Raw genomic sequence first — 17216 nt, 5'->3', positions numbered from 1 at the left:
TTAGAGTCCCTAAAGTATCGTTGCTTTTACAATTTTGTATCAATTCATTTTAAAACATTAAAAATGATGGAATCAAAAATACCCCAAGGACCACTTTCAGAAAAATGGAATACTTATAAAGCGAAAGCCAAACTGGTAAATCCGGCAAATCGAAAAAAGCTTACTATTATAGTCGTTGGTACAGGGCTTGCAGGCGCTTCATGCGCGGCATCCTTAGCAGAACAAGGCTATAATATTAAGTCTTTTTGTTTTCAGGATTCTCCTAGACGGGCACATTCTGTCGCTGCGCAAGGTGGTGTAAATGCTGCAAAAAACTACAAAAATGACGGCGACAGTACTTTCAGAATGTTTTATGATACCATTAAAGGCGGCGATTTTAGATCACGTGAAGCCAATGTCTATCGTTTAGCCGAATGTTCTGCAGCTTTAATTGACCATGCTGTAGCCCAAGGAGTTCCTTTTGCAAGAGAATATGCGGGTTATTTAAACAATCGATCATTTGGTGGAGTTCAGGTTTCGCGAACTTTTTATGCTAGAGGACAAACTGGACAACAGCTTTTATTGGGTGCTTATCAAGCTTTAGAACGACAAGCCGCTTTAGGAAAAGTTGCATTGTATACGCGCCACGAAATGCTTGAATTAGTTGTTATCGATGGCAAAGCCAAAGGAATAATAGCCCGAAATCTCGAAACAGGAAAATTAGAACGTCATGTGGCTGACGCTGTTGTACTGGCTTCAGGCGGTTACGGAAAAGTATATTATTTATCTACTCTTGCAATGGGCTGTAATAGTTCTGCCGTTTGGAGAGCGCACAAAAAAGGGGCTTTTATGGCTGGTGTCAGCTGGATTCAGTTTCATCCTACTTCATTGCCGCAGCATGGTGAAAATCAATCAAAACTAACTTTAATGTCAGAATCGCTTCGAAATGATGGACGCATCTGGGTTCCTAAAAGAGCAAATGATGACAGAAATGCCAATGCAATTCCTGAAGAAGAACGAGATTATTATCTGGAACGCCGTTATCCTTCATTTGGAAATCTAGCGCCAAGAGATATTTCGTCACGTGCTGCTAAAGAAAGAATTGATGCCGGACATGGCGTCGGGCCAATGAAAAATGCCATTTATTTAGATTTTTCAGATGCCATAAAAGCTCAGGGAAAAGACAAAATCGAAGCTAAGTACAGTAACCTTTTTACGATGTATGAAAAGATTACAGGAATAAACGCCTATAAAGAACCAATGCTTATTTCTCCTTCGGCACATTTTACGATGGGCGGACTCTGGGTCGATTATGAATTAATGACTACAATTCCGGGTTTATTTGCTTTAGGCGAAGCTAATTTTGCCGATCATGGTGCCAATCGTCTTGGTGCAAATTCATTGCTTCAAGCTTGTGTAGACGGCTATTTTATTGCTCCCTATACAATTCCAAATTATTTAGCTGGCGAATTAAACGCAACAAAATTTGATATTTCACATCCTGCTTTTGAAGAAGCTGAAAATGCTGTCAGAAGACAATTAGATCGTTTTTTGCACACCAATGGAACACTTTCAGCAGATTATTTTCATAAAAAAATCGGTCGTCTTCTATACGAAAAATGCGGTCTTTCCAGAAGCCGAAAAAATTTGGAAGAAGCCATAATTGAAATTAGGGAATTAAAAGCTTCATTCGAAAAAGACCTCAGAATTACAGGCGATAATACAATAAACAGTGAACTCGAAAAAGCAGGCCGAATTGCTGATTACATAGAATTAGCCGAATTAATGTGCTATGATGCCTTACAACGTGAAGAATCCTGCGGCGCCCATTTCAGAGAAGAATACCAAACTCCTGATGGAGAAGCCGTAAGAAATGACGAAGAATTCTGCTACGTTTCGGCTTGGGAATGGAAAGGACAAAACAATGAACCAGAACTCCATAAAGAACCTTTAGTCTTCGAAGCAGTTGAACTTGCCGTAAGAAGTTATAAATAAGTTAGGAGTTATAGGTTAAGAGTAAAAAAAAATAAACAACAAAAAAACTAAAACTGACAACTAAGGGCAACAACAAACAACAAACAACAAACAACAAACAACAAACAACAAACAACAAACAACAAACCAAAAACATAAATACCATGAAACTTTATCTAAAAATTTGGCGGCAGTTTGATGCTTCATCAAAAGGAGAAATGACAGATTATGAAATTGATGGAGTTTCAGAACATATGTCTTTTCTTGAAATGTTGGATCTTTTAAATGAAAATCTAATCCAGCAAGGCGAACGTGTAGTAGAATTCGATCACGACTGCCGGGAAGGAATCTGCGGACAATGCGGTGTCATGATTAACGGAAGAGCACACGGCCCTTTAAGAAATACTACAACCTGCCAGCTTCATATGAGAAGTTTTAAAGATGGCGACACCATTTATATAGAACCCTTTCGCGCCAAAGCTTTCCCCGTTTTACGTGATTTAAAAATTGATCGAAAAGCATTTGATTCTATTATTGCTTCTGGTGGATTTATCGGGGCTTCTACTGGACAAGCACCTGAAGCCAACAGCATTCCGATTTCATACGAAACCGCAGAAGAAGCCTTTGACGCCGCAGCCTGCATTGGATGCGGAGCCTGTGTAGCATCGTGTAAAAATGCAAGCGCAGCTTTGTTTGTAGGAGCCAAAATAACACATTTAGCCATACTACCGCAAGGAAAAGTAGAAGCATCTAAACGTGCCCTAACAATGGTCAAAAAAATGGATCAGGAAGGTTTTGGTGCCTGTTCCGACACCCGAGCCTGCGAAATCGAATGTCCGCAGGGAATTTCTGTACTTTCGATTGCTAAAATGAATTTAGAATATATGAAAGCTTTGGCTTTTAGGAAGTAATTATTTGTCATTTCGACGAAGGAGAAATCACACTAGAAACTCTACAAAGATTGGCGATTCTCTTTGTGTAAATACGAGTGTGATTTCTCCTTCGTCGAAATGACAAAAAATGAGAATAAAGTTTGCGCCTTAGCGTCTTCCAAAAAAAACTAAACCGTAAAATAAGGCGTCAAAATATCTTCAAAATTGTACAATCCTTTTTCCTTCTCTTTAAGATTTTCAGCAACAAAAATAACTCCGTTTCCAAATGCTTCTCTCGAAATCGATTCGTGAATTAAACGTACAGTCTGAAAAGGAAATCCAAAAATAACCTCGTGTTTTCCAACAATACCTCCTGCTCTAACCGAATTGATATTTTCTTTATCTACATCTAAAGCTTCAGCAATTTTTACAGCAGTTCCAGAAGTTCCTTGTTTGGTTTTAAAATGCTCTTCATTCACTTCAATATCAACCCATGGCGCAATTTTCTTTAAAAATTTAGATGCAAACAATAAGAAATTAACACCTAAAGTAATATTAGGCGACCAAAATACAGTTGTTTTCTTAGACAATTTCTTCAAAAAATCTAATTCCTTCTCTTTGTAATGTGAAATAGCCGAAATGATTTTTACATTTTTCTTGGCTGCAACTTCTCCATAAGTATAAATCCCTTCACTAGAAGAAAAATCAATAATAACATCAACTGGGTGTTTTTCCAGTAATTCGTCTATAGAAGTTTTGGAACTAGAATAGATTAAGCCGGGTTCGTCTGACTGTACTCCAAAAAATTCTGGAACTGATCTGTGTTCTAAAACGGTACTTTGTCTTAAAACCCATTCTAAACAGAAATTTTTATTTTCTAATAATATTGAAGCTACTGATTTTCCAGTTTTTCCGAATCCGATTAATCCTATTTTCATAAGCATTTGTTTTTTATGTGAGCGAATTGCCCGATTAGAATAATTGATATTTAAGTGGTAAATATCAATTGAAATTTTAATTCATTACAACAGTTATCAAACTGCCAGTCTAGTAAAAATAGGAAAATCATAACAGAATCACGAATTAAAACTATATTTTATAACAAAAAAATAAATTATTAGTACGATTTTTTCTATTAAAGCATAATTATTGTTGAAAAACTGCTCTTCTTAAATCCAATTCATTTTGTTAGAATTTAGCCTCAAATTTCTAATAATTATTTTTTAACTTTTTTAGTTGAAAACACTGTTAAAAAAAAGAATTACATAACATACAAGTAAATATATTTTCAGTAGATTTATCACCTGATAGCACCCAAAAATATCAGTAAGTAATGGCCTACAACAATAATGAACTGCTTCGTTTTTTAGATGCGCAGAACAAATTATATTTGACCGCTCTAGACGAAATTAAAAATGGTAAAAAGGAATCTCCTTGGATGTGGTTTGTATTTCCTCAGATAAAAGGAATGGGTTCCAGCGATACTTCCAAATTTTACGAAATCAAAAATGCCGATGAAGCGATTGCTTTTCTGGAACATCCTATTTTAGGCAAACATCTGGTTGAAATCACTTCCGAGTTAATCAAAAAAGAGGAAACGGTCGACGAAATATTTGTAAATGATGATATTGAAAACCTAAAATCTTCGATGACTTTATTTGCCAGCGTTCAGAACGGCGAACCTGTTTTTCAGGAAGTTTTGCACAAGTATTTCGACGGGGCTTCTGATTTTCACACCCTGCAATTATTGTACAGTAACCTGTAAAACGGGCATGAAATAAGGGTTTACAAACAAACTTTTCAAAAAAATAAAGTTGGATTTACAGTATTTCAAAATGAGATCTCTATCTTTGCAACACTGTTGCGTTTTTAATACCACTAAAAAACCAGCTGTTTATTTGGAATGAAGAAGAGGATTCTAACTGTAAATTTCTTGATGTCTCTTATAGTATTGTGTGCAATGCTATTTCAGACCATACATTCATATGAACATGTTTTTAAACAGCTTTCAGAAAAGCCTTGCGAGCATCATATCAGTGCCAATCAAAAGGAAATAACCCACAGCCACGATGTAGATACCAAATGTCATATTTGTCATTTTGCATTCAGCACTTACATTCCGAATACATTTGAAGCTGTAATTTTTCAGAAAGTACAAATTGAAATCAAACCTGTATTCGTTTACACCAAATCGGTTTCAACTTTCTTCAAAGGCAGTTTATTTGCCTTAAGAGCTCCTCCTGCTCTATTCTAAGTTTACTTTGATTTATAAAGTTTACCAAACTCTTTTCATTCTGTTCGATTGAAAGGGAAAGTAATGTCTTTACGCTTTCGCGAATGAACCTCTGTAAACCTCAATCCATTTTCTTAATTATTTTTTATTGATGCAGTTTAAACCTGTGTCATGAAACCACTTTTATTTAAAACTTAAACTCAATACAAAAATATGCTTACAGCTGAAAATCTCACCAAAAAATATGGTGATTATACTGCTTTAAATTCCCTAAACTTAACGATCAAAGAAGGCGAAATATTTGCTCTTTTAGGGCAGAATGGCGCCGGAAAAACGACTACAATTAATTTATTTCTAGGTTTTATAGAACCTACCGAAGGATTTTTGACCATCAATGATATTCCGGTTACTTTAAACGCAAAAACGACTAAAGAATTTGTGGCTTATATACCAGAAACCGTAATGCTTTATCCAAACTTAACGGGTTTAGAAAACCTTAAATTTTTCTCTTCGCTTGCAGGTTTTAAGTATTCAAAAGGAGAACTGACTTATTTCTTAAATAAAGCAGGGTTACAAGTTAAAGCGCATGATGAAAATTTAGGCGGTTATTCTAAAGGAATGCGACAGAAAGTGGGAATTGCGATTGCGATTGCCAAAAAAGCCAAAGTGCTTTTGCTGGACGAACCTACAAGCGGTTTAGACCCAAAAGCTTCAAATGAATTCTCTCAAATCTTAAAAGAACTTTCGGCAGACGGAACGGCAATTTTAATGGCAACTCACGATATTTTCAGAGCGCGTGAAGTGGCTTCGCATATCGGAATTATGAAACAGGGAAATCTTGTAACGGTTATCGAAGCGGATAAAATTTCGGCTAACGAGCTGGAAGATTTGTATTTACAAACCGTTTAGTTTTCTATATTTCAATGAAACATACACTTTCTTTACTGTTTATAGTAAGTACCATTTCTGTTGTAAAAGCACAAAACGGCGGAAAAGTCAGAGACAGCATTTCTAAGGATTCTTTGGAACTGGAATCTAAAAGAAATGAATTGCAGACTGTTGAAATTATTGGGCGCTCAACGCGAAAGTACAACAGCGATTATTCCTTTTCTGCAACTAAAACCGCAACATTAAATAAAGATATTCCGCAGTCCATTTCGACTATAACCAAAGAATTAATTGCGGATAAAAACGCTATTTATCTGGCAGACGTTGTAAAAATGACAAGCGGTGTCATTCCGGCGAGTTATTACAATCAATATACGATTCGAGGCATCAGCCAGAATGAAGAAGGGCAAATTATTAACGGAATGCGAACGAGACAATATTACTTTCTACAGCCTTTAACGAGTAATATTGAGCGTGTTGAAGTAATCAAAGGGCCTTCGAGCGCAACATTTTCGTCTGTAGATCCAGGTGGAAGTATCAATATGGTGACCAAAAAACCTTTGGCAGTTGACCGAAAAGAAGTCAGCCTTTCTGTTGGAAGTTTTAGCACTTTACGAGGAACTTTAGATTTTACAGGGCCTTTAAATGAGTCCAAAACACTTTTATATCGTGTCAATGGAGCGTATCAGGAGGCAAAATCGTATCGTGATTTGGTAAACAATAAATCATTCCTGATTTCTCCGTCTTTCAGTTATATTCCAAATGAAAAAACGGCCATTAATACCGAATTGATTTTAAGCGACATGACTGGAGTTTTAGACCGCGGACAGCCTATTTTTGGTGCTGTTGCTGGAAAAACCGATTTAAACAAAACGCCAATCAGTTTAAATTTAGGAGCTTCGGGCGATTTTTTCAAGTCAAAAGAAATGATTTTGATGACCAATTTTGCACATAAATTTTCTTCAAAAGTGGGTTTTAATGCTTCGTACATGAAACAAACCTGGACAGAAAATCTTCAGGAACACCGCACTAACAATGCTTTTGCCGTAGACATGAACAATCAGCCTGTTACGAGTCTTGCTATGATGCAGTTTGTGCAACGTCAGCAATATTGGGATATTGATAATTTGAGTGCTTATTTCAATTTTGATTTTAAAACAGGAAAGCTGAATCATAAACTATTAACAGGATATGATTTAAGCAGCTGGAATAAAAACAAAGGCGGCGGACAAAATGCAGCAAGAGGTTATTTATTAAACGATGGAACGGTTGCCAATACTTTTGTTCCTGCCAACGCTTCCAATTATCAAACTGTAACGGTAAATGGCGTTGTTTTACCAAAACCTAATGTCAATTTCTTTGATTTAAACAATCCGTCGTATGCTTTAAGAAATACGCAGGATTATGTTTTAAATGTTCGTACGGCGCTTCCATCAGCATTAACTACAACAAATGCTGTGTATATTCAGGATCAGATTCAGTGGAATAAATTCATTTTTTTATTGGGATTAAGAAATGAATGGTTTGAAGATATTACGAATTACGAAACCAATAATGAGTTAACGGTTAAAAAATCGGCTTTACTGCCTAGAATTGGGATTACGTATGCTGTTAATAATGCCATAAATGTTTACACAACTTATCTTGAAGGTTATCAGCCTCAATCGAATACGACAACTTTGATGCCCCAAACAGGAAGTTTACCTGGCGGAAGTCTTTTTAAACCTTTGGAAAGTGATTTGAAAGAGTTTGGGATGAAAGCGGTTTTCTTCAATAACAAAGTAAGTTTTAACGCAGCCGTTTATGAAATCAATCAGCGTAATATTTTGATGAATGCGAATGATCCTGCAAATCCTGATTTGTTAGTAACCAGAGGTTCTGAAAGAAGTCGTGGTTTCGAATGCGATCTCGCTGGATACATTACTCCAGACTGGCAGATTAATGCTTCGTACAGTTATATTGATGCTGAAATTACTAATGACGCCAATCTTGCATTAATTGGTCAGAGAAAACAGAATACGCCAAAAAACAGTGCGAACCTATGGACACGTTACAATTTTGCTTCTGATTCTGCTTTAGACGATTTCGGAATTGGATTGGGAATGCAGTACCAAAGCAGTAAAGTGCCTTGGTTTACCAGAGATTTTACGCTTCCCGATTTTACCATTTTTGACGCTGCTCTTTATTACAAACCTAACGGAGGAAATATGCAGATTGCTTTAAACGCTGGAAATCTTCTAAATAAAACCTACTGGCTGGGCGCACAAAATTATTTGAGATTGTTTCCGGGAAGTCCGCGAAACGTAAATCTCACTGTAACTTATAGATTTTAATTGATATGAAAATATTACAATCCGAAATTCTTATAGCCAGGCATTTTAAAAAATCTGTTTTTAAAAATCCTGCGGTATATATTATTACCATTTTTATTGGCATTTTGCTTTTGTACGCTGCATTTACAGGCTGGGACAATTACAAAAGCCAAAACGAAACCAGCGAAAAATACCAGCATGAATCTCGAGAAGACTGGTTAAAAAATCCAGATAAAAATCCGCATCGAATGGCGCATTACGGCAATTTTGCTTTTAGAAAAAGTACACCTTTAAGTGTTTTTGAATTCGGAATGGAACCTTTCTTTGGAAATGCTATTTTCCTTGAAGCACACAAACAAAACACTGCCAATTTCTCTGAAGCTGGTTTTTCAAACAGTATGCTTCGTTTCGGAGAAATCAGTATTGCTATGGTTTTGCAGGTTTTATTACCACTTTTAATTTTCTTTTTAGGTTTTAATGCCGTTGCTTACGAACGTGAAAACGGAACCTTAAAAATTCTCTTAACTCAGGGAATCAATTGGAAACAGCTTTTGGTTGGAAAAACTTTAGGAATTGCAAGCGTTATTATGCTTCTTTTTATCCCAACTATTATTGTTTTAGTTTTAGTCTGGCTTTTTTTGCAAAACTTTTCAATAACAGCAGACGAAACGGTAAAAATGATTTTGTTTATCCTTTTTCATCTGGCTTATCTCCTATTCTTCTGTGTGATTGCTGTTTTAATTTCGGCGATAAGCAAAACATCCAAAAAAGCTTTGATTACTCTTATTGGTATTTGGCTGCTTTTTACCATTATTCTGCCAAGAACTACGCAGGCCATTGGTGCTTATATTTACGAAGCGCCTTCTAAAATCCAGTTTAACAGCGATATCGAAAAAGATATTCTAAAACAAGGAGACAGTCATAATCCGAACGATCCTCATTATAAAGCAATTAAAGATTCTTTGCTTACGGCTTATAAAGTCGATTCAGTGCAAAAACTTCCGTTCAATTATTCAGGATTCATTATGACTGAAGGCGAAAAGATAAGTTCCAGAATTTACAACGAACATTTAGCCGAACTTTTAAAGATTTACAAAAAACAAAATAGCTTTTCTAAGACGGTTTCTTTTCTGAATCCGTATATCGCCATCAAAAATTTATCGATGGGATTGTCGAATACCGATTACGAATCGTATATCGATTTCCAGAAACAAGCCGAAGATTATCGTTATGCAATGGCTCAGAAAATGAATGCTTTGCAGATCAAATACATCAGCAATACAAAATCAGATAAGCCAAAAATTATTGGAAAAGAACATTGGGCCGATGTGGAAGAATTTCATTATGAACCTGAAAAAATTGGAACGGTGCTTAAAAACGAAATCGTCTCCATTATTTCAATTTTGCTCTGGATTGCGGTACTTTTTATCTTAATCAGAATCGCGTCTCATAAACTTAAAGCTATATAATTATGCTGTCATTATTATTCAAAAATTTCATTCGGTCAAAAGGAACCAAAATTGGATTGCTTTTCCTGTTATGCATCGGTTTTATTAGTCTTTTAATTGGAAAACAGTTTCAGGATAAACAAGAAAAAAGCATTCAGGAAGCAACGATTTATCAAAAAGAACATATTGCCAGAAATGCGGCGTTTCATAAAGACGAAATCGGTCTTTTGTTGTATTACATCAAATTTTCTTTGGTCAATACTACTTTGCCTATAAACAGTTTAGCGATTGGACAGCGCGATGTTAATCCTTCTATTCAAAACGTTACCATTCGCGGTTTAGAAGGTCAGAAATACGATGCAGAACTCAATAATCCAAACAATCTTTTGTCCGGAAATATCGATTTTAGTTTTGTGCTGATTTATTTATTTCCGCTTCTGATTATTGCTTTCTCTTATAATGTAATTTCAGAAGAAAAAGAAAGTGGTACCTGGAAAATTGTGGCAACGCAAAGTGAGAATACTTTCAAATACATTTTGCAGTTATTTTATGTAAGGATTTTGAGTTTGATCGCTTTGTTTACGGTTTTGCTATTTACTGCTGTTTTGTTCTTAAATATTCCGTTAGATCAGTCCTTTTTTATTTTCTTCGGAATCGGAATTCTGTATATATTATTTTGGTTTGCGGTTTGTTTTTTCATTGTTTCCCTGCAAATGCATTCTAACGTTAATGCTGTTTCATTACTAACAATCTGGCTGTTTTTAATCATTATTGTTCCTGCTGGAATTAATGCTTTTATTGTAAATAAATACAAAATTCCTGAAGCGCTGGAACTCACTATACAACAGCGTAATGCCTATCATGAAAAGTGGGACATGGATAAAAATGAAACGATGGAAAAGTTTTATAAACATTATCCGCAGTTTCGGGAGTATAAGATTCCAGCAGATAAAGAATTCAGCTGGCTTTGGTATTTTGCCATGCAGCAAATGGGCGACGACGAATCGGCAGTGCAGTCTAAGGAATTGTACGCCAAATTGGAACAGCGAAACCGTGCCAGCGAATTGATTGCACAGTTTATTCCAACGCTTCATACTCAGATTCAGTTAAACGATATTGCGAAATCGGATTTACGTAACCAGCTTTTGTTTTTAAAAGAAACAACGCAATTTCATGAAAAACTTCGTCTGCATTTTTATCCGAAAATATTTAAAAATGAAGCCGTTAATCAACAAAAATGGGGAAATTATAAAGTTGAAACATTTAAAGATGCAACAGAAATCAGCTTTTTAAAAGCGTTCTTACCTTTATTGCTTTTCGTTTTAGTATTGATTGGTTTTGGTTGGCGGAATTTTAACAACAAAGCTTTTTTTTAACCGCAAAGACGCTAAGATTTACGCAAAGGTCGCAAAGTTTTTCTTAAGCTTTGAGAATAAACTTTGTTGTGAGAGTTCACAAAGATGGTAAACATAGCCAATGGTTTCAACCATTGGAACGCAAAGAATTTCTTCGCAATGAATATTAATCTGTAACGAAAAAAATAAGTTTTTTTAACGCAGAGAGCGCTAAGATTTACGCAAAGGTCGCTAAGGTTTTAAGTTATATTCTTCAAATACAAAGTTCGCAAAGCTTATCGCACAAAGCTTTGCGAACTTTTGCGCTCTTATAAAGTAAAGCATATTAAAAAACTTGCGTGCTTTGCGGTAAAAATCAACGCAACACAATGAATTTGTGCCCTACACTTAATTTTAGACACAAATTTTAATCCTTTAATCTGTGGCAAAAAAGTTCGCAAAGTTTTTCACACAAAGCTTTGCGAACTTTTGCGTTTCTATAAAACCCATCATATCAAAAAAAACCTTGCGTTCTTTGCGGTAAAATCAACACAATGAATTTCAATCTGCATTTTAAATTTATTTAGTCACAGATTTCACAGATTAGCACAGGTTTAAATCATTTTTAATCCTTTTAATCTGTGGCAAAAAAATAAGTTCGAAAGTTTTTTTTAACCGCAAAGAGCACAATCCCGATAGCTATCGGGATACGCAAAGGTCGCTAAGTTTTTAAATTATATTCTTCAAATACAAAGTTCGCAAAGTTCTACATAAAGCTTTGCGAACTTTTGCGTTTAGAGAACATCCACCTTATCAAAAAAACCTTGCGAACTTTGCGGTAAAATCAGCCCAACGTATCATACGAATTACTCTAAAATAAACCTATTCTGAATAAAATTTCTTCAAACATTCATTAATTTTATTTTATTTAGAATTAATATAAATAAACTTTTATATTTGCCGCTTTCTTAGCAGATACAAGTAGTTTTTAAAATTTACTTAATATTGCTTTTCAAAGTAAATTTTGTTTAATGAACCATAATAACAGTTTCGAATTAGATCTTTTCATTTCCTTTAAGGAAGGCGACGAGACTGCTTATACTTTTTTTTACGACAAATACTTTAGGAGAATCCAATCTTTCAGCGTTCAGTTTATTTATGACCAAGACGAAGCTGAAAATCTAGCTCAGGAAGCCCTGCTACATCTATGGCAAAACAAAGATAGTGTTGAATCTCTAGGCGGAGTTCAAGCTTTCTTGTTTACCTACGCCAAATCTAAATGCTTGAATTTAATTCGTCACAACAAAGTGAAAGATAAATTCAAGAATGACCTCCTTAACCACAAAGAAAGAGAATTAGATATCGAAGTTTTAAATTCTCTTCAATTTGACACTCTAGAATTAACAGAATTAGAACGCATTATTCAGGAATCCATCAGCGAACTGCCTCCAAAAACCCGCGAAGTTTTTATCAAAAAACGCTTCGAGAATAAAAAAAATGCAGAAATCGCCGAAGAAATGGAAGTGACTTTAAAAGCCGTAGAAGCCCATATGACAAAGGCTTTAAAGATTTTAAAGACCAAATTATCCGATTATTTATTTTTAATTTTTATCCTTATTTATAATAATTAAGAATAAAAGGTAGGGTATTTTAATTCTGAAGTGTACTAACAATAGCGAGAAGTTTAAAAACGCATTTATGACATCGGAACTCATTTATAAATACTTATCCAATGAAGCTTCAGAACAAGAAGTTGAAAAACTTTTTGAGTGGATTGAAGCCTCAGAAGAAAACAAAAAGCAATTTATAACTTTAAAAAAGACTTTGGCCTTAACAGCACTTTCTGGAACTATTTCACGTGAAGTTCCAGTTGTTGCATTACAACCAAAAAATAAAATAAGAACGTATTTTAAATACGCGGCCATTCTTGTTGTTTTATTTGGTTTAGGAAAACTTGCTTTTTATTTTAATGAAAGAACAGTTGTTTCAAAAGAAATTGTTCTGGAATTAGGCGATGGCCGTTTAGAATTTTTTACCGAAAAGAATCTGAATACATTGGTGAATGATAAAGGCGAACTGGTTGCCAGAAAATTCCCTGATCAGATTGTTTATTTCGGAAAAGTTCAGGATAAAGACGTTTTATACAATACCTTAAAAATTCCGTACGGAAAAACTTTTAAACTTAAACTTTCAGACGGTACCCTTGTAAGTTTAAATTCAGGAACTACTTTACGTTATCCTGAGCAATTTGGTATAAGCGGAAATAGAAATGTTTATTTAACCGGTGAAGCATTTTTTGAAGTTGCTAAAGACAAGCAGCATCCGTTTATTGTACATTCAGATCAGGTTGAAATTGAAGTTCTTGGAACGCGTTTCAATGTAAGTGCTTATCCTGAAGACAAAACCGTGAGCAGTGTTTTGGTTGAAGGAAGCATTAAAATGTCTGAAAAAGAAAATCCTTTAAATACTGTTTTGCTAAAGCCTTCCCAAATGGCTGTCTGGCAGAATCAGTCTAAGAAAATTACAACGAAAAGCGTTGATACTTCTTTTTACGAAGCTTGGACACAAGGTGAACTTGCCTTCAACAACACCCCCTTTTCTACGATTACAAAAATAATTGAGCGCACCTACGACGTTGAAATCATCAACGAAAATGCTGTTTTGGCCAAACAGAATTTTACCGGCTCAATTAAAATCAGTGAGTCTAGTGTCGAGAACATTTTAGATCTTCTAAAACGTGACACGCCTTTTAATTATTCTATTGAACAAAAAACAATTACGATTACACCTATTTTCCATAACTAAATAAAACATGACTTTAATGATACCCAATAACTTAAGAAAAATTCTGTTTTTCTTAGCCCTCCTTATATCCAGTTTTAAAGGTTTTGCACAAAACAAAACCATTACTTTACATGTCAAAAACAAACCTATAAGCCAAATTATCAAATCGATTGAAGCACAATCTGATTTTAGAATTATTTATAATGCTAAAAAAATAGATGCAGAGCAGTTAGCCGATATTGATGTGGATAATGCTTCTTTGGAAACTACTTTAAAAAAGTTATTAAAAGGCACAAATATCTCCTATTATATTCAGAAAAAGCAAGTTTTATTAACCGATGCTACACCTGTTGACCAATCTAATTCGGATGTACAGGAAACCGATCGAATTATAAAAGGAACCGTTTACAGCGCAAAAGACAGACAGCCGCTTCCGGGAGCCACAATCCGTATTAAAGGAACCGGAATGGGCGCTATAACGGACTATAACGGAAAATTTGTTTATGAACTAAAAGGAAGCAACATTAAAGACCAGGTGCTTGAAGTTGGCTTTTTAGGAATGGAAACGCAGTCTATAAAGGCAGAATATAAAAAAGATTTTATTTTCTACCTTCAGGAAGTAACCGATGAATTGAATCCTGTTATAGTTACTTCTTCTTACGGTACAACAAAACTAAAAGAAGAAATTGTAGGAAGTATTTCTACTCTGCAAGCCAAAGACATTGCTGTAGAACAAGCTTCTGAAAGTTTTGACAAAATGATTACTGGTCAAATTGCGGGTGTATTAGTTGAAAATACTTCTGGAGTTGGTGGCCCTGTTAAAATTAATATTCGTGGACAAGGTACTTTATCCTCTCTTAATGGTGCTATTACAGGTACTTCCTCTCAGCCCTTAATTATTGTTGATGGTGTTGTAATGAGTGAAGAATACGCTATTGACAGCGGTGATTTTGACGGAAGCGGTATGTATTCTGAAAATCTAGCCAATCCTTTAATGAAAATTGCACCAGAAAACATTGAAACTATTTCGGTTTTAAAAGATGCTGCTGCCGTAGGTATTTATGGTGCTGATGGTGCAAATGGTGTAATTTTAATTACAACCAAAAAAGGGAGAAAAGGGAAAACACAATTTGGTTTCTCAAATCAGTTAGGGGTTTCTTCTGCTGTTAACCAAATTAAATACTTAAATGGCGAACAATATACTGAGATCAGAAATGAATACTTAAAAAACACCACTACAAATTATGCTCCAATAACTTACAATGGTGTTAATACAGATTGGTTTAACTTATTGAATAAATCAGGTATTTACAACAAATACAATTTTAACGTTTCGGGTTCTACATCAAAATTTTCGTACCGAACAAATGTCAGCTATACCAAAATTGATGAGCCACAGCTTGGTAACGAGACCAAACAGTTAAATGCTGGAATTAATTTAGGATACAACTCTGGAAAATGGGATATTAATTTAATGCTGAATCCAAGCTTTGTACAAAAAGATGCGCCAAACATTTTTTACAGCTTTGCTTATCTGCCAACCATTTCGCCTTATAATGCAGATGGCTCCTATTCAAATATGGGATTAATTGCTTCAACTGGAGGAAATCCGCTAGCGGCGATCGAGCAGAATAAAAATGAAACTCAGACTTTTGGTCTTTTAGGTAGTTTAAATTTATCTTATAAACTGAATAACAATATTAGATTTTCTACTCTTTTTGGTATAGATTACAGCGATAAGGATCAAGATCGTTACTTTTCTGGAGCAAATGAAAGTGGTCAGTTTACTGGTTCTTTTACGCTTAATGGAATTTTATACCCTGCTTGGGGACGCCGACTTCTAAACGAAAGAAATTCAACAAAATGGAACTGGCAGGGACAAGCGTTGTTTAATAAAGATATTACAGAAAATCATGCTATAGACGGTGTTGTTGGTTTTGAATTAAGTGAAGATAAAACCAATTTTGATTACTCGTCTGGAGTTGGATTCGTAAATCCGGCGACCATCAATAAAATTACAGATGCTATTCGAGATGATAATCCTGCTACGCCAAATGTTGATGAATCTAAAGCTGGACAATCCTATAGAAGTGAAATTAGTTATAACTCTAGAGTTTCAATGTTTTCTCAGATAAATTATAACTATAAAAAACGTTATTATTTATTAGCTAACTATCGTCGTGATCAGAGTTCTGTTTTTGGTGACGATACAGATATTGCTAATAATGGCGGGCTTGGTGCTGGATGGATTATCAGCAACGAGAATTTCCTTAAATCTAATTCATGGATTGATTTCTTAAAACTAAAGGCCAGCTACGGAACTACAGGTAACTCTAGAATTGGTTCTTATAGATCTAAAGGATTGTATAATGTGGTGCAAAACAGATACAATGGAGGAATTGGAGCCACACCTACTGAAGCTCCAAATGGTCATTTAAGCTGGGAGAAAAACACAAAATTCAATGCTGGATTTGATTTTAATATTTTCAATAGGATTGAACTAACAGTAGAATATTATTATGACGACAAAAGCGATTTGATTACGACAAGAGATATTCCTACTGAAACAGGATACAGCTCTGTACAATTAAATGCTGCAAGCATGTACAATAAAGGTTTTGAATTGACTACAAGAATTAAATGGATAAAAAGTAATGCTTTTAGATGGACAACAGTATTCAACATTTCTACTGTAGACAGTAAAGTAACAGATCTAAAAGGGTTAGGAAGTGACTATTCTCTAGCCAATTTAGCTTTAGCACAAAAAATTGGTTATAGCAACAGTACTATTTGGGGAATCAAATGGGTTGGAGTAGATCCTGCGACAGGTCGAGATCTTATCGAAAAAAATGGTAAAATATACGATGCTAAAACATACAATGATATGTATACTATTGCTGACTGGGTGCCAATTGGAGACAAACAAGCTGATGCGTATGGAGGTTTCTACAACAACTTTACATTTTTCAACAATCTAAGTTTATCTATTAGAGGGGATTATCAAATTGGTGGTGATTTCTTAGTTTCTGATGTTTTGGTCGATAAATATTCTAATACATTAAACAGAAACCTTTCTGTAAATGCTTATGATCATTGGAGAAATCCAGGAGATATCGTATCACAATCTGCCGTAACATCCTCTCCTATTTTATCTAATTTAAGCAAATATGTTTATGACGCTACTTATATCAAAATCAGCAATATTAATTTAAGCTATAATGTACCGTTAAAAAATACTTTCCTAGACAATCTTTCTGTTTTTGCTGATGCTACGAATGTGGCCTATTGGTACAAAGAGAAAGCTCCGAAAGGAATGAACGGAATTCGAGAATACCGTTTTACTTATCCACAGGCAAGAACAATCTCATTAGGAGTTAATGCTAAATTTTAAG

12 protein-coding genes are annotated in these 17216 nt (G+C 34.9%); 11 read left to right on the top strand and 1 reads right to left on the bottom strand.

Translation table 11 applies throughout. The annotated features are described in order from the left end of the window. Positions 1 to 63 precede the first annotated feature (63 nt). On the top strand, positions 64 to 1974 hold the full coding sequence (locus P2W65_RS15400) for a fumarate reductase/succinate dehydrogenase flavoprotein subunit (protein WP_289658793.1): 1911 nt from the start codon (positions 64 to 66) through the stop codon (positions 1972 to 1974). Between the two features lie 143 nt (positions 1975 to 2117). Next, complete coding sequence (locus P2W65_RS15395) at positions 2118 to 2864, top strand: succinate dehydrogenase/fumarate reductase iron-sulfur subunit (RefSeq protein WP_289658791.1); 747 nt, start codon at positions 2118 to 2120, stop codon at positions 2862 to 2864. A gap of 149 nt (positions 2865 to 3013) precedes the next feature. Here P2W65_RS15395 and P2W65_RS15390 read toward each other — a convergent pair whose 3' ends face one another. Beyond that, entirely contained in the window at positions 3014 to 3763 is a 750-nt protein-coding gene (locus P2W65_RS15390; protein WP_289658789.1) for a 4-hydroxy-tetrahydrodipicolinate reductase, read from the bottom strand. A 395-nt stretch (positions 3764 to 4158) separates the two neighbouring features. Between P2W65_RS15390 and P2W65_RS15385 the strand changes: the two genes are divergently transcribed. The 9 genes from P2W65_RS15385 (at position 4159) to P2W65_RS15345 (ending at position 17215) form a co-directional block, all read left to right on the top strand. After that, positions 4159 to 4590, top strand: a complete 432-nt coding sequence (locus P2W65_RS15385) for a DUF1810 domain-containing protein (protein ID WP_289658787.1) — start codon at positions 4159 to 4161, stop codon at positions 4588 to 4590. A 138-nt stretch (positions 4591 to 4728) separates the two neighbouring features. Next, positions 4729 to 5079, top strand: coding sequence for a hypothetical protein (locus P2W65_RS15380; RefSeq protein ID WP_289658785.1), 351 nt, complete (start codon positions 4729 to 4731; stop codon positions 5077 to 5079). Positions 5080 to 5271: 192 nt separating this feature from the next. Next, positions 5272 to 5967, top strand: a complete 696-nt coding sequence (locus tag P2W65_RS15375; RefSeq protein ID WP_289658783.1) for an ABC transporter ATP-binding protein — start codon at positions 5272 to 5274, stop codon at positions 5965 to 5967. Positions 5968 to 5981: 14 nt separating this feature from the next. Further along, the gene (locus P2W65_RS15370) at positions 5982 to 8279 is read left to right on the top strand and encodes a TonB-dependent siderophore receptor (RefSeq protein WP_289658781.1); all 2298 of its coding nucleotides are present in this window, start codon (positions 5982 to 5984) and stop codon (positions 8277 to 8279) included. Positions 8280 to 8284: 5 nt separating this feature from the next. Beyond that, positions 8285 to 9727 carry an ABC transporter permease gene (locus P2W65_RS15365; RefSeq protein WP_289658779.1) on the top strand — a complete coding sequence of 481 codons (1443 nt, stop codon included), beginning with the start codon at positions 8285 to 8287 and terminating at the stop codon, positions 9725 to 9727. Positions 9728 to 9729: 2 nt separating this feature from the next. After that, positions 9730 to 11082 carry a DUF3526 domain-containing protein gene (locus tag P2W65_RS15360; RefSeq protein WP_289658778.1) on the top strand — a complete coding sequence of 451 codons (1353 nt, stop codon included), beginning with the start codon at positions 9730 to 9732 and terminating at the stop codon, positions 11080 to 11082. 989 nt (positions 11083 to 12071) lie between these two features. Further along, positions 12072 to 12671, top strand: coding sequence for an RNA polymerase sigma-70 factor (locus P2W65_RS15355; protein WP_289658776.1), 600 nt, complete (start codon positions 12072 to 12074; stop codon positions 12669 to 12671). Between the two features lie 67 nt (positions 12672 to 12738). Further along, positions 12739 to 13845: a FecR family protein gene (locus P2W65_RS15350; RefSeq protein WP_289658774.1), complete on the top strand. Its 1107-nt coding sequence runs from the start codon at positions 12739 to 12741 to the stop codon at positions 13843 to 13845. A 16-nt stretch (positions 13846 to 13861) separates the two neighbouring features. Beyond that, the gene (locus P2W65_RS15345) at positions 13862 to 17215 is read left to right on the top strand and encodes a SusC/RagA family TonB-linked outer membrane protein (protein WP_289658772.1); all 3354 of its coding nucleotides are present in this window, start codon (positions 13862 to 13864) and stop codon (positions 17213 to 17215) included. Position 17216 lies beyond the last annotated feature (1 nt).

Source organism: Flavobacterium panacagri, from assembly GCF_030378165.1.
GTDB classification, from domain to species: Bacteria; Bacteroidota; Bacteroidia; order Flavobacteriales; family Flavobacteriaceae; genus Flavobacterium; species Flavobacterium panacagri.
This window is presented reverse-complemented; position numbering and strand designations above follow the sequence as displayed.